Origin of the sequence: Hymenobacter coccineus, from assembly GCF_001816125.1 — a bacterium.
Taxonomy (GTDB): domain Bacteria; phylum Bacteroidota; class Bacteroidia; order Cytophagales; family Hymenobacteraceae; genus Hymenobacter; species Hymenobacter coccineus.
Map to the genome: position 1 here is coordinate 18755 of NZ_MDZA01000177.1, position 15749 is coordinate 34503.

The 15749-nt window shown below is 46.1% G+C and carries 10 protein-coding genes; 5 read left to right on the forward strand and 5 right to left on the reverse strand.

The window, feature by feature from the left end:
- The first annotated feature begins 122 nt into the window (after positions 1-122).
- Positions 123-728: a pentapeptide repeat-containing protein gene (locus tag BEN49_RS11515; RefSeq protein WP_070743516.1), complete on the forward strand. Its 606-nt coding sequence runs from the start codon at positions 123-125 to the stop codon at positions 726-728.
- A 15-nt stretch (positions 729-743) separates the two neighbouring features.
- Here the strand turns inward: BEN49_RS11515 and BEN49_RS25620 are convergent, their stop codons facing one another.
- From BEN49_RS25620 to BEN49_RS25625, 5 genes are all read right to left on the reverse strand, one after another.
- Complete coding sequence (locus BEN49_RS25620) at positions 744-1784, reverse strand: CgeB family protein (RefSeq protein ID WP_083326011.1); 1041 nt, start codon at positions 1782-1784, stop codon at positions 744-746.
- 123 nt (positions 1785-1907) lie between these two features.
- Entirely contained in the window at positions 1908-3569 is a 1662-nt protein-coding gene (locus BEN49_RS26825) for a hypothetical protein (RefSeq protein ID WP_125916768.1), read from the reverse strand.
- An 86-nt stretch (positions 3570-3655) separates the two neighbouring features.
- Positions 3656-5035, reverse strand: a complete 1380-nt coding sequence (locus BEN49_RS26830) for a polysaccharide biosynthesis protein (RefSeq protein ID WP_125916770.1) — start codon at positions 5033-5035, stop codon at positions 3656-3658.
- A gap of 237 nt (positions 5036-5272) precedes the next feature.
- Positions 5273-7606, reverse strand: a complete 2334-nt coding sequence (locus BEN49_RS11520) for a GumC family protein (RefSeq protein WP_083326008.1) — start codon at positions 7604-7606, stop codon at positions 5273-5275.
- 4 nt (positions 7607-7610) lie between these two features.
- Positions 7611-8306, reverse strand: coding sequence for a polysaccharide biosynthesis/export family protein (locus tag BEN49_RS25625; protein WP_239691912.1), 696 nt, complete (start codon positions 8304-8306; stop codon positions 7611-7613).
- Between the two features lie 656 nt (positions 8307-8962).
- On the opposite strand from BEN49_RS25625, the gene BEN49_RS11525 reads away from it, so the two are divergent.
- The 4 genes from BEN49_RS11525 (at position 8963) to BEN49_RS11535 (ending at position 15641) form a co-directional block, all read left to right on the forward strand.
- Positions 8963-9271 (forward strand): transposase, encoded by a 309-nt coding sequence (locus BEN49_RS11525; RefSeq protein ID WP_070743519.1) that lies wholly within the window; start codon positions 8963-8965, stop codon positions 9269-9271.
- Between the two features lie 161 nt (positions 9272-9432).
- Positions 9433-10308 carry an IS3 family transposase gene (locus BEN49_RS11530; protein ID WP_158022862.1) on the forward strand — a complete coding sequence of 292 codons (876 nt, stop codon included), beginning with the start codon at positions 9433-9435 and terminating at the stop codon, positions 10306-10308.
- 196 nt (positions 10309-10504) lie between these two features.
- A complete protein-coding gene (locus tag BEN49_RS25630) occupies positions 10505-13843 on the forward strand; it encodes a T9SS type A sorting domain-containing protein (protein WP_158022864.1) in 3339 nt (1112 codons plus the stop codon).
- A 625-nt stretch (positions 13844-14468) separates the two neighbouring features.
- On the forward strand, positions 14469-15641 hold the full coding sequence (locus BEN49_RS11535) for a glycosyltransferase (protein ID WP_070743524.1): 1173 nt from the start codon (positions 14469-14471) through the stop codon (positions 15639-15641).
- The last annotated feature ends 108 nt before the right edge of the window (positions 15642-15749 follow it).

Sequence of the window (15749 nt, forward strand, 5' to 3'; positions counted from 1 at the left end):
GCGGCAGCGAGCGGGCGTAATGGCACAAGTGGCCGCAAAGAACGCGCCCTTGCCGGTACGCCGCATGAAGCGCGCCGGCCGGCGGCCCTACTTTGGGGCCCCACCGCTCGCCGCCCGCGCCCATGAAACCGTCCCGTAAACCCGTTGTGCTGCGCCCGCCCACCCGCTTCCCTTCCGACCAGGTGGTGGAGCGCTGGGACGCCCGCCGCCTGTTGGCCGAGGGCCCCGAGTTCGAGCAGTTCCACTTCATCGGCGGCGACTTTGGCGGGGCCGACCTCAGCCGCCTGCGCTTCCTCGACTGCCGCTTCGAGCGCTGCAACCTGGCCGCGGCGCAGCTCACCCAAACCGCTTTGCAAAACGTGGCCTTCGACGGCTGCAAGCTGCTGGGCGTGCCCTTCGGCGCCTGCCGCGATATGCTGTTTGGTGTGCACTTCGACCACTGCCAGCTGCGCTACGCCACCTTCGGGGGCCGCAAAATGCCGGCCACCCGCTTCGCCCACTGCACCCTCGACGAGGCCGATTTCACCAACGCCGACCTCACCGGGGCCCTGTTTGCCGACTGCTCGCTAGCCGGCACCGTCTTCCACGACACCCAGCTGGCCGGGGCCGATTTCCGCACCGCCACCGCCCTCACCCTCGACCCCGAAGCCAACAACCTCCTGGGGGCCCGCTTCGTCCTGGCCAGCCTGCCGGGGTTGTTGGAAAAGTACGGGCTGGTGGTGGAGTAGGGGGAAGTCTATTAGCTATTGGAGTACAGCAGCCAAAATACGACGGCAAATATCCTCATTGCCTACTTTCAGCGATTTTACTTTCGCCGTGCCAGCTAATCGAATTTGTTCCCGTAGCGCGTCATTTAGCAATAGCTTTTTACATACTTCAGCACACTCCGAGGCGTCCGACCAAAATACCGCCTCTTTTCCTTCTTGGTAGATTTCCTGGTGCTCAGTAGTGCGCTCAGCACACAGCAATCCGCCAGCAAACGGTACTTCGAGAGACCGCTGAGTGTGTAAGTCCCTATTTCCTTTCGAAAGCAAACCAAGGCAAAGCTTAGAGCCCTGAATTGCAGCTACGTAATCACGGCCGCTCAGGGCCCCACCGCAGTAAACCGATTCAAGCGCCGCCCAATTGGGGGATTTCTGCCAGCGGCCTCCCCAAATGCTGATTGGTACCCCTTGGTTTAGCAGTTCTAGTAGAAACTCATCACGTTTCTCATGCCGCATCCAAGTGCCAATAAAAACAACTTCCGAAATATACTTAGCCGGAATATCACTCAAATTCGCAAAAGGCTTGTGCTCTACTTCGTCGTAGCTGCGCAACACTCTTATTACTTGTTTAGCCCCTAGTTTTTTGCATTCTTCTTCTGTTTCCCGGCGCACTACTACTACGCAATCATACTCTTGAATAGAGTTGATGAGTGAGTCAAAACGTCGGCCGTCGCGCTTGCCCGTTGGATCATCTACGTTGTAGAGGATGATAGGGCAGCCAAATTTCCGAAGTTCTTTTAGACAAGCTAGCCCCAATAATTCGCCGCTATCTACCCATATTACGTCAGGCTTCGGCGTTGCGCTCACTAAGTCAATTATCCATTGCACCATTGACCTTTGCAGCAATCGGTAACCAGTCCGATAATGAATCGGGCTCATCAATCGGGAATTCAACTGATTCGCAAATATTTGGTAAGGGTCCTGAATATTTACATTGTGCTGAAGGCGCTTTAGCGCATTCGCACGGTGCCCCGATGTGGAACCCAGGTTGCTATCACCGATATATAAAACATTTGCCATGATAGTGACGTGCAATGAAATTTGAGAAAAATTTGCTGGGTTATGTAACTGCTAATTATTGCGAAGTAGAAGAGTTGGTAAGCATGCTCTATCTACGGTGTGTATCATTAACGCACCAAAGTGCTAACGCGCACGATTTAAACGCCTTTGCGGAGATTTAAAAAGCTTAGCTATCAAATTCGTGATATAAAAAATTGCAGCATATAAAACCACCATTTGAATCCAGTGACGAAACAAAAAGGTTGCGGTTATAGTCACTGATTCTGCTGGCAAGAACTGAAATATCGACGTTAAGGCTAACATTCCACAGAGGCTGAATCTGATATTCAATGTAGACGCTGGAGGTGTCGGATTTGAATCGCGCGAATTCACTACCATAATAAGCTTATCGAATAACCAATAGACTGGAAACATTCCAACTCCCAGAATCAGGAGATACCACCAGCCGAAAGAAGCCATCCCAGTTCCAGCAAAGTGCCCTGTGCGAAAACCGCCGAGCGCTTCCACTGGTCCGCCCGCCTCAGAATAAAGATAGTCACCAAATGACACGCCATAAACCGCATCTTTATCGGCATCTACACCCAGCGCAGTCAGCACGGGCCCAGGTAGTGCACCCAAAACGTACTTGATAGAATACTGCAGCATGCCGTCATCTTGATCACTTATTTTATTAGCTTGAGCAAGGCTGGCATCATTAAATTTCAAATTCGAAAATCGGGCAGTAAATATATTATCTAAGTAACGCTCATCCCAATCTCCTTGATCTAGATTATCTTCTAGTCGGCGGGCTTTAATAGCCTGCTTATCGTTGAACGCTTGCAGCGTTAAATCGATAAGTTCTGAGTTTGATATTTTATTGCGCTGTCCTCTAATGATAACCATTGCCGTACCTAGATCTGCAATTGGGCCAGTAACGATAAGGAAGGCAACTAATCCAATGATTAGGTTCTTTATTGTAAACAGCTGTGTTTGAAAAACACCAAGCAACAGACCCAATGCGTAGGCAAATCCTACAGAAGTGAATCCCAGCATGAATGCACCACGGCTATTGCGGCCGATACTAACTATAAAAAGTAATATCGTAAAGATTAGTAAGAATGGTATTAGACGCTTGGTCGGAGTCTTGTAATTGCCGTATAGCGCTCCAAAAGGAATAAAGTATGGAGCGTATGAGAAGGGTATCAACCCTTGAATTGCCTTGTCAGATGCAGATCCCGATACCTCCCAACCCACATTAGGAGAGAGTAGGTAAACGTAGGTTGTAGCCGCTAATCCTATAAAACCCATCAGCCAGAGTTGCAGATCAACGGGTGGTGAGAAGACCCCTATCTTATTGAGAAAAGAAGAAGGGACGCTCAAAGGCTGATTAATTAAAGCTCTATAAATCGTATGGCTCAATAATAAAATAAAAAGCGCAGCAGTAGAGTGAAAAAATACTTGATATGGATACTCTAGATTAAATATGACTGGCTTACCTTCTAATGTAGTAAATAACAGTGGAAAGTAGAATTGGGTTGCTATAAAGCCAATAATAAGAAAAGCAGATAACGGATGACTCCTAAGCATGGCAGGCCGCAAAAATATTTTTGTGGCTACCGTCCATGCTACGATAATACTGATGAGTGCAGTGATATTAGTGATAGAAGCGAAAAATATGCATTGAAAAGTGCAGGTGGCAGCTAATGCAATCCATGACCAATGCACTACACTGTAAAGAAATTTACTTTCCGCATGAGGATTAGGTTTAAAAAATTCCCCAATCTTTGGATATGTCTTGTATCTCATGTTTTTGACACGTGAATTATATACCGTGAATTCTATAAGATATTTTACCTGCCTCTATTATATAAGAACATTATAAATTACTGCCCTTACTGCGGCCGTAAACTGCTGAGTCCAGGGAAAGCGCTCATTATGCGAAGAGCATGCTGTGTAGCTAATTTGGGTAATGCATGCCAATAGCGCCAAAGATTTATGTAAAGAAGTGTCAGAGACCCAATCACAATAAACCATTTTCCTTCGGGAATCCAGACCAATGCACCTAATCCTACTGTAGCAATTCCAACCGAAGTAAGAGCAATTAAGAAATGGTGTCGAGGCCATAATAGCCCATTTGCTATTAGCCATTTTTTGGCTGCCACTTTGTAGCCAATCATTGCGGTTACCTCAGCGAGCAGTAAGGCAATTCCCCCGCCCAATATGCCCATCATAGGTACAAAAACAAATATTCCTCCAACTACAACTATTGCAGCCAAGGCCGATAATCCTAATTGAGCTTTCAATAGATTATTTCCCTTCACAACTGCAATAGCTGGTTGTGCTGCGGCATAAACCAAAACACTTAGCGAGAGCGTAGCAAAAAGTAAAGGATCGAATGGGATCTGGCCTCGCGTCCACATCAAATAGAGCGGTTGAATAATGGCCTGTAATACAACCATGGCAGGAGCAATAACTGCCACCAATACGAACCAAACCGTGCCGAATGCAGCCTCACTACGTGCCTGATCACGTTGGTGAAGGAAACGCATCAACTCCGGCATCAGTGGGTTAATGATGGTATTCAAGCCTTGTAAAGACACATTGGCTCCCGTTCTCATGGTTGAGAAGGCAGTGAGACCAGTAGCACCAGCTAATGGAGACAGAACCAAACGCGCCCCTTGCTGACGAGCATTCTCTAAAAGTCCCTTGCCGGATATCGCGAGTGATCTAATAAAGTTTTGATAACCTAATCGAACAGATGGTCGGCTAAAATGAATCTCCTCTTTGCGGAGAAGCCGGAACAGATCTATATAAACGGGTATGCTGACCATCACAGAAGCGCTGGCTGAGACAACACCAGCAGTGAGTAGGCTAGCCCCTAACACGACCACAGTGACAGGTGCTAGTGAAGAGATGGTGTACCCAAGTATTCCCCACCATATCATGCGAGGATAATAACCAAATGGCGCGAGAGCCCTAAAGAGCAGGCCTGTAATACTTGTACTAACCAGCCAAGTCACTCCTTGAAGCAGTAAGACTAATCCAGCTTCTCGTAAAAGAGTGGTATCTGTTACTTCTGATTTACCCAGTAATGTGGGCAAAACGCCAAAAGCTAGAAAAAGAAGAATAAAAATAATTTGAACTAAGCTGATTATCAACCCAACGCTTATTCCAGACCATATATATCTACTCAATTCTGGTTTTTCGTTGCGGCCAATACGCAAAAACTCATAACCGAGAAATTCCTGGTGTCCGAAATCAACGGTTGACATTATGCTCACTAACGCTTGTATAGCCAACCAGACTCCATACGTTATTACGCTCCAATGTGAAAGGTACAACGGCACCAAAACTATTTGGGATATCATCGTAACACATATCTGTGCCCAAGATGCTGCGCTCCCGGATATCAGGCGCGATGTTGTTGACATAGGCAGAAAAATACTTATTAAAAATACATATTTATTTAGCGTGATTCTCATTGACTATTTAGAAATAGTCAATGAGAATCACGCTAAATCTTTATCGTTCTTAACTCCTACTTCTCCGTAGCCGTAACCATAACTCTGAGAGTTATTCTTTTTTGCATCATTAAGAACAAGCATGATGCGACTTAACTTATTATCGGCTGCAATTTTATTAATTATATCAAGTTGTGACTTGTAGGTGAAATCGTACCTAACCAAGTAGATCGTTGCATCAATGTAAGGTGCTAGTGCAAATACATCAGATACTTGCCCAACTGGAGCCGAATCAATGATGATATGGTCAAAACTCTCTCTGAGTACGTTCAGCATTTGTGGTACTCTATCACTCATCATGAGTTCAGCTGGGTTTGAAGGCAAGAGCCCTGAATTTATGACGTATAAGCCTGGCACATCTAATGATTCTTGCACTATGTCGTCTACCGAAATAGTATTAGAAACTAAGTAGTCCGTAACTCCTTTATTGCTTATTGAGTTTGAAGCAGAGTTATTTAATTTGCGCAGATCCATATTGATCAGCAGCACCTTTTTGTTAGCTAATACCAAGCTGGAACATATATTGAGACTAAAGAAGGACTTGCCTTCTCCGCTCATGCTTGATGTTACCAGAATTATTTTATTCGTTTTGCCAACTGTAGCAAACTGAAAATTGGCTCTAATAAGTCTGAACATCTCCGCAAGAGGTGAGCGGTTATCCTTTGAGATAGCCACAGTTTCCCGAGATTTATTGTGAACCAATTCCCCCAAAATAGGAGCATTTACATTCCACTCAACATCTCTGCGTAACTGCACCTTATCGTTCATCATGTCCTTGATCTGAACGAAAGCAAATGGCAAGCCCAAGCCCAGCACGAGTGCAATCAATACAACAGCAGGTTTCTGGGGACTAATCGGATCATCCCCTGCTGTTGCAGGATCAACAACGTGTGAGTTGGAAACCGTGGCGGCGAGAGAGAGAGCTGCTTCTTCACGCTTCTGTAGCAGATACAGATACAGTGCCCTCTTGAGGTCTTGCTGTCTGCTAATTGTCTCTAGGCCCCGTTCTATGGTTGGCACCTGTTGCATCTTGGCTCCGAATTGACCTGACTTTGCTTGTGAACTTCTTCGGGAAGCTAACAAACCGTTTTTTACATTTTCGATATTCTTAACGATGTTGACCCGCAGATTATTAATCTGCTCCGTCATACTTTCCACTACTGGATTGCTAGCCTGTGCAGTACGTAACATTCTTTCACGGTCTAACTGTAGTTCGTTGAATTTTGCGATGAGACCTGAAAGCGTTGCATCTTGAATGTTGAGCGTTCCAGGAATCAACTGTTGCTGATTAGCTGCTTGATCTATGTAGCTTTCTATAGATTCTAGCATAGCAATTTGAATGCTATATTCTGACACTTGTTTGTTATAAACGCTCGCTTCTTCTAATGATTGATTAATTTGCGAGGTGACATCAGCAACTTGATTCTTCTGTTTGAACTCCTCAACCTTTTTCTCAACATTTGAAACTTCTGCTCCCAAATACTTAAGTCTCTCGTCAATAAAAGCTATGGTATTGGATGCTACAGAATTTTTATCATTCATAGCTTCCTTGTCGTACACTTCAATGAGCTTATTCAGGATATCCTTGCCTTTCTCGGGTACAGCATCAACTAAGTTCATCGATAGAACGCTTGATTGCTTGTTTACCATTGATACAGCTAGCTTCCTGGAATATTCATTAGCTAGCTTACGGATATCATGAAATTTAACAATTATTGGCTTTGTAGTCAGTGCCGGTAATTTATCCGACGAAGCCACTACGGTAAATGCGCCGTATTTCTTATGAATTAATTGACCAAATTGATAAGTTGCCTTTTGGTTATCTTCTTCTAATTCAAAAGAATTACCGCTTTTAAGATAAATAATAATTGTTTTATCAAAAGCTGTTGAATCTAAGTTGCTGATGATTAATTTGAATGGTAATTCAGATTGGGCCACTTCTTGATTGCGAACCCGCCCCTTGACATAATAGCTGGCATCGAGTGATAGCTCTGATAATGCCTTCTGCATTAAGCTCGTAGATTTCAAGATTATAATCTCGTTATCAATATTTTTCGAAACATTGACATCATTGAAATCGCTGAATCGCTCGTTTTTGACAGGCGCGTTATTATCCTTTTTGTCTTTTATCATTAGTAACGCACTAATGCTGTACTGGGGAGCAGTGTATCTTATAAATAAAAAAGCACCAGCAAGGCTCAAGATAAGCCCCAGTAAAAACAGATACCAATAGCGCATGTATTTTGACAATACATGCTTATAACTAGGCTGTTCTATTTCTCCAAGATTCATGGAGTCTAGATTCTTGTCTGGGTAATTCATCAGCTTATTTAAAAATATTTTGGAAGTTAAATATTAAAGCCACAGCAATAGAAATTGCCATTGTGGCAAGAGTAATTGTTCGCGTGTTAGTACTTGCCTGTACTTCTTTCAATCTGTCTGGCTCGATATAAACTACGTCGTTTTGCTGTAAGTAGAAATATGGAGAATTTAGTAACTCTTTATCATTTAGGTTGAGTCTGGTTGTGCTACGGACCCCATCCTTTTCCCTCACTAGTAAAATATTCTCTCGCTTTCCATAAGGAGTCATATCGCCAGCCAAGCCTAATGCTTCTAAAATATTGATTCGTTGTCCTGGTACGATAAAAGTGGAAGGCTTATTAACTTCTCCAATAACAGTTATTTTAAAGTTTAGGAGCTGAATGGTTACTATTGGTGACTTAACAAATTGCTGAATTTGATTGGTCATTTTGTTTATTGCTTCCTCCTTGGTTAAGCCTCCAAGCATCACTTTGCCAAGAACAGGAAAGTTTACGAACCCGTCTTTATCAACTAAATACCCTTCAGTTGGACCACTGTCAGCATTTAGTGCATTACCATTAGACTGAATAATGCCTCTATTGAATAAGGCGTTAGATTCAGGATTCAGGCTTGTTAACCTAATGCTCAATAAATCATTAGGTTGAACTCGAATTTCCGAATTGTTTTCAGTAGTAGTTCTGTAATTTTCATTGCTCTTCAAATCGCTGAAGTAGACTAAGTTTCTTGTAGGCCCACACGCTACGAAAAGAGGTAACAGAAACAGGATGAAATTTTGTAATGTCTTGCGCATAAAGAATTGTATTTTTTTTTAAACGATTTGAATGTAGGCAGTATTAGGCTTAAATCAACTCTTATGTGTACTCACCCGGGATGCAAAGTAACGGATTTTATGCCTGTTGGCTGCAATTCTTTTAGGAAAAGCCGTTTAAAAGGCTAAAAAACGCCATATTAAGCATGGCCAGAATGATGATCTTGGTTTGTTATAAGCCATTGGTGAAGCGGTGTAAAAAATTTGGCTGTGTTCACCAACTGCTTTCTGAGTATTTTTAGATAACTAATTATTTGCTGTATGATATGTGGGTAAGGGGGCACTATGCAGCACTCCGCTAAGTCTGGATAATTAGACGGGTTACTAGCCACTGCTGAGGGCCTGTTAAAATTTACGGATAGGGTGTCGAATGCTGGATAAGTAAATGGACGCTTCGGCCACGGATATTTCACACTCATAGTCGTGGCTCAAACGCCGGTTCCATGGCAACCAACTGACGGAGCGCTCACGACCCAGTAGTTGAGCACGGGGGTAAAGGCAAGGTGGTCGGGTAGAGATGGACACGGTGAAAGTAATTTTTCTTTGTCATGGAAGCAGAAAAATCAGTCGTCAAACGGCCTAGAAATAAGTATGATGCGGCCTTCCGGGTTGAAGCGGTCCGCCGGGTAACGCAGGATGGCCGGGCGGCCACGCGGGTAGCCCAGGCGCTGGGCATGAGCGAGGCCTTGTTGGGCAGTTGGGTACGCGCCGCGCGGGCGCAGCACACCCGCCCGGCGGGCAGCGAGGCATTGGAGCAGGAAAACAAGCAGTTACGGGCGCAACTGGCCCGCGCGGAAATGGAGCGCGATATTTTAAAAAAAGCGCTGACGATATTTTCGCAACCGACGGGCCGATGAAACGCTTTGCTTTCAGTGCCTTACGTGCCCAGCGCTGGCCTGTGCGGCAACAGTGCCAGCTACTAGGCGTCAGTCCCAGCGGGTACTACGCCTGGTGTAAGCGCGCGCCCACCCCAGCGGCCGGGTCGCCACTTGCCGCCTGGTAGGTGGCGGCCCGGCGCGTGTTTACCACCCATGCCGGCCGCTATGGCCAGCGCCGCCTACGGGCCCAGTTGCGGCGTGAAGGCCATGAAGTGGGCCGGCAGCGGCTGCGCGGTTGGCTCAGCAGCAGTGGCTTACGTGCCCTCTGCACGCGCAGCGGCACCCGGCCGCCGCGCACTACCCAGGCTGACCCGCAGGCCGTGGCGGCCGCTAACAAGCTTGCCACCTGGCCCGCCGCCACGGCCCCGAACCAAATTTGGGTGGGCGACATCACCTATATGGCCCTGGCCACGGGGCAGTGGGCCTACCTGGCCTGCTGGCGCGATGCCTTCTCCCGGCGGGTAGCAGGCTGGCACGTCAGCGAGTCGCTGCATACGGACTTGGTTCTGACCGCTTTTAACCGGGCCGTGGCCGTCTGCCAGCCCCCGCCCGGCTTACTCGTGCATGCCGACCGTGGTAGCCAGTACACCAGCGACGCCTTTACCACCCTGCTCGATCGCACCCAGGCCATTGCCCGCCTGAGCCGGCCCGGTAACCGGTACGACAACGCCTTGGCGGAGAGCGGCTGGAGTACGCTCAAAACCGAGCTACTGCCTCGTGGGGCCTGCTTCGCTGACTTGGAAGAAGCCCGCTTCGAACTGGCCGAGTACCTGGACCATTATTGCAATACGCCACGGCTACACTCCGCCCTGGGCTACTGCACACCCCTCGAAATCGAACTCCACTATCGCTTTAACCTACCATTAGCTCCGTGTCCACAAGCACCCGACCACCTCAACTTTCTCCGTGTCCACTTTTACCCGACCACTTCATTACCTAAGCAATTTGCTCATGGATTCTTTCGTAGCAACAGATCCCATGAGTCGATATATTATGAGATCTGCAATATTGTATAAGTACAACATGCCAATAAAAAATTTATTTTGCGTTATTAAAATTGTTATAAAATAATCTAGTTCACAAAAAGTAAAGCATTGCTATAATCGCTATTAAGGGAGTTTTTTAAATTTTTTCTACATAAAAATTACATTTAGCTAAAAATTTTGCACAAAAAAGATATTGGTAATGTTAAAACGAAATATGTTGTTAGTTTTGAGTGATTACAACTGGCTGTATTTATTAAAAAAGGTACTAGACAGCGTATTGTTTGTATTTTTAATAAAACACAATATGATTATTCGTACTATTTCTAGAAGTGTAGATTTTTTCCACATTTTCGGATTGCTGCTTTTGTTGATGGGATATGCGAGTCATAAAGCTCAAGCGCAGCCTGTTATAATTCATGCAAGTCGCACCATTCAACCTGGGGAAGCAATTAGCTTGCAAGGACAATTTAGTGCAGCTGCACAGGTCTTTTTGTCTATTGGAACAGCTAGCTCCAGCCAAATTCTTCCGGTGCTTGTGCAAAGCGCTGGCCACGTAACTGCACAGGTGCCCGCAAATTTATCTCCTGATCTGTATCAGGTTTGGATAATGGACCAGGGCAAGCGCAGTTCTACCGTTTACATTAACCAAGCACATGGCTTGCATTTCGATTCGCCGGAGATTACACCTAATGGCGATGGACGTTTGTTTGGCCGTAACCTGCTTCTGACGGGTGGTTCCCCACAGATAAGATTGTCGCCTCAAGATGGTGGCAACAGTGGCGGGTTAGCGCAAGTGCAAGTCAATGATTCGTATGCACTACGCTTCACAGTTCCGGCTTCCTTAATACCAGGCAAGCGCTATGACGTATTCGTAAGCAATGGCTTAGGCGGGAAGCTAGGTGAAACGCTTGTTGATCAACCACTTATGGCTATTGCGGGCGGAGTTGATTATTTCAAACTTGGTGTACCATGGGCCGCCAAATTAAATTTTTATTCTAATATATATAATGTGCGTACTGATGCGAGATTAAACCAGCGGGCGGTAGGGGACGGTATTGGCAACGATCTACCCGCCTTGCAAGCAGCAATAGACCGAGCCAGTGCCGATGGTGGAGGAATAGTGTTTCTACCGGCCGGGACATATAAGTTGGCTCTAACTGCCGGAGGAGGGATTTATATGCGCAATCGGGTAGTGTTGCAAGGGGCTGGTAAAGATTTAACAATCATTCGTTTTGGCTACAATTCGCAAGCACCCGGTTGGAGTGCTGATGGTCATTGGGGACTTATTTGGGATAATATTAAACAAGGCGGTCTGGCCGATTTAACCTTGCTAAATATAGATAATTCGGGCAACTTCTATAATAATATGACCGGTAGGGGAACCGAGTTGTTTATGCAACGCATCCGATTTGATCTTAACTTAGGTTCTTGGCTATTTTGGCACAAGTCATCGAAGCTGATTATCAGTAACTCAACCTTTACGCAAGGCGTAGATGCAAAAGCAGGCTATCACGGGATTTTGCAGTTAGAAGGCTGTCAGGATTTTATTGTGTCACATAATAGTTTCACCTACGCCGTCGATGGTTTGAGTTTAAATAATACCAGCCGAGGTATATTTGAAGGTAACAATGTATACCGCGACGGTAGTGCCCGTTGGCCGACTTCTTTGAATCTGGTGAACCATGTTTTGATTTTGAATTTTGCGCAAGACATAGCCGTCTTGCAAAACCAATTCAAAGTAATTAATGGCCCGGCGCAAAATATTAACGATGGCGAAACAATTATTGCTGAAGGTGGGGGTGGGTCTGGTTCGCGAATCGACGAAGATGCTGGTACCGTGAGCAGTGCAACTGCCACTACTATGCAGGATAACAGTAAAAGATGGCCATCTATGATTATGCACCCAGTGGTGGCAATTGTGCGGGGGGCCGGAATGGGGCAGTGGAGATACATTGCCAGCCGTACTGCCAATAATCTTACAGTAGATCGTGCGTGGGACGTTGTTCCACAGGCTGGTAGCCGGTACGCTATCTTTAACTGGGGAGCCCGCAGTTGGCTGGTGCAAGGCAATACGTTGGAAGGCAACCGCCGCGGTATTACTCTATACCAAAACGCCACCACTGATTTGGCTATAGTAAATAATACTCTGACAAATAGTGGATCTATTGATTTTACGCCCTGGCAAATGGAGAATATTGACGGCAAAGTACCCCAGGAATTTTTGCCAGTATATGACTCACAGGTTATAGGTAATAATGTGGCCGATACAGATGGCTCGAATGGCGTATTCATTGGTGTACACACCGTACAATATGTGCAACCACGGAGTTTTGGTACTTCAGTAATTGGGTTTGAAGTCCGACGTAATACGCTTACGGCCCACCAACCCAATGTGCCAGCAGTGGTTGATAGTAACTTCCCCGAAGGCTATATCAATGGTGTGCATTTTCAGCCAGGGGCTAGTAATTATATTGATGAGCAAACCCCTGGGGTACTGGGTAGTATCTTTCAGGATAACACAGCGGTGAACTGCGATAAGGCAATATATTTGAATTCAACATCATACAATACATTGGTGTGCAATATGCACTTGGTTAACTCGCCAATTTTGCTGGGTGATACTCGCTTTGATGGAGTAAGCCATGCTTCGGTGGGTACTTCTACTTGCCCGGAAGTAGCGGGGAGCACCGGTGCCTTGCCACCCATTGCCGACCCGAAAACGAACCCAATAATTCCGCGCAGTGTCAGTGAAACCCAGCTAATGGCTCTCACTGGCTCTGATCCTGATCCACGCGGGAAAGTGGTTGGCTTTAATCTGCGCACTTTGCCCTTAGCCAATCAGGGTACCGTTTACTTAAACGGTACCCTCGCTAAGCCAAACGTTTGGGTTCCGGCCAACCAAGCCAATAAGTTAAGCTTTCAGCCAACTACTGCTTATGTAGGAAATGTAGTATTCACTTACACTGCAACCAACAACCGCAGTCTTGTTAGCACAGCGGCAAGCTTCACGGTTCCGGTGGCCAATCCTTTGGCTGTAGAATTGGTGCAATTTGATGTTAAAGCGCAGAAACCAAACGCGCTGCTTACTTGGCGCACAGCATCAGAGAAAAACAGTGAATATTTTGCCGTCGAGCGTAGTGTCGATGCTACCCTTTTTAAAGAGGTAGGCACGGTGCGCAGCCAAGGTTCGGCCGCCTCTTACCAATTTGTTGATAAAGAGGTAGGAAGTAAGTTTTCTGGAACGGTTTACTACCGGCTGCGTGAACTGGACTCAGACGGTACATCGACGTATTCACCAGTGAAAACGGTGCTTTTTGCTGCCTCTAGCTCAGAAATTCAGATTTATCCAAATCCTGCTGTTAACGAATTGCGCGTACAATTGCTGTCAGCTGGAGCTCATCTAACTGTCTTCTCAATAACTGGCCAAACCTTGCTAGAGGTCGATACTGAAACGATTGATTTTTTAATTGATATTAGCTCGCTTATGGCAGGGACCTATTCGGTTCAAATTCAGCCTAGCAAGGGGCCCCTAATTCATAAATTTTTTACCAAGCAGCTATTATAAAGCTTATAAAAAATATAGCCTGAGTAGTTTGAAATACTGTAAGTGAAGTGGATAGCTATGGTTCTCGATTTTCGTTATTTATAAATTAAAAGCAGATATGGGGCCCCATGCATTTCCTTTGCGAAGAACACATGCTCGCCTTGTAAACCGGGTCCACACGCCACTTGGTGGGCCTACCATTGGCTGACTGATCTGATTTTAGGCACGGCAAGTTTCGATAACGATTTGATGGCTAACGTTGGCCTTACTGCGCGCGGGTGGCTGGTTTGCCGATTTAGAATAGTTCGCTTGGCAATGGGTTTTGCTTGGGCAAGGGCTTCGGGCTCAGCTACCGCTAGGCCGCCTCTGGCGATTGCTCGCCCCAGTAATTTGAGCGAAATTTGAAAATGGCCTCGGCTTATGGTCCACTGCCATCGGGGCGCTCCGTACGCGTCTGCATTGATTGGGCCGCTCTCAGGATCATATATTTGCCTAATAGGCAACGGTACACCTGAATTTGAAGCAGGGCTTTTTATTCGCGACGGCTATTACAATTTCATGTAGTAGCCGTTGCTTTGTTGTTTGCGCATTGGCTATTCCTGCCTTTTGATTTCCCTGACTTTCTCCCTAACCCGCATTCTGGATTATGCATATTGTGTTTTTCGATCATCCGGCCTACTTAGAGTATCTCAGCATACCCAAATTTACCCAGATGCTGGTGGAGGGGATGAAGCGGCACGGGCACACCACAGAAGTCTGGAAACCTACTCCTTATTTTTTGCGTTTTTCGACCTCAAAAAAAATTCAGAAATGGCTGGGCTACCTGGATCAATACTTGGTGTTTCCCACTCAAATACGTAAACGCTTGAAGCTGCAACCCGCCGATACGCTTTTTGTATTTGCTGACCAAGCACAGGGGCCCTGGGTGCCGTTGCTGGCCCGTCGGCCCCACGTTATTCACTGCCACGACTTCATGGCGCAACATTCGGCGTTGGGGAGAATACCAGAGAACCCGGCTTCCTGGACTGGGCGCCAGTACCAAAAGCTGATTTACAATGGGTACTCGCAGGGAGAGAATTTCATCTCCGTATCGGAGAAAACCAGGAAAGATCTTGAGCTGCTGCTGCCGAAGCCACCGAAAACTTCGGAAATGGTGTACAATGGGTTAAATAAACTTTTTAAGCCATACGATACAGTAGCTGCCAGAAGTGAGCTAGGAGAAAAAATAGGCCTGGATATTGGGCAGGGCTATCTGCTGCATGTAGGTGGTAACCAATGGTATAAGAATAGATTAGGTGTTATTGAGCTGTACGATGCGTGGCGTTCAATTAGCAGCCTAGCGCTTCCTTTGTTATTAATTGGTTCTGCCCTGAGTCCAGATTCAATGGAAGCAGTTAAGCAGTCCAAATACAAAAAGGACATTCACGTATTTGGGGGGCTTGATGATAAGTTTGTGCATTTGGCTTACGCCGGAGCAACGGTTTTTCTCTTTCCATCATTGGCCGAGGGCTTTGGCTGGCCCATTGCAGAAGCCATGGCTTCCGGATGTCTGGTAATGACTACTGGTGAAGACCCCATGACGGAAGTTGCGGGAAATGCCGGATTTTTAGTGCCTCGCAGGCCTTATCAACCAGCGGCTAGTGTAGAAAAATGGGCCGTGGAAACTGCGGTTACTTTGGAAAAGATTATTCAAATGAGTGATAACGAGCGCGATATTGCTATTTCGGCTGGTTTAACTAATGCGCTGCGCTTCGACATTGATGATGCCTTAAATCAAATTGAAAGCATTTACACGAAAGTGCTTCAACGAGCTAAGTAATAAAGTTCTAGCTGATTGCCAATCTTAATTTATTTGGAGCGGTTACTGCAAACGTTGATTTTGAATAGCAAACAAATAGGGCCCTCAGCACTGCTGGGGGCCCTATTT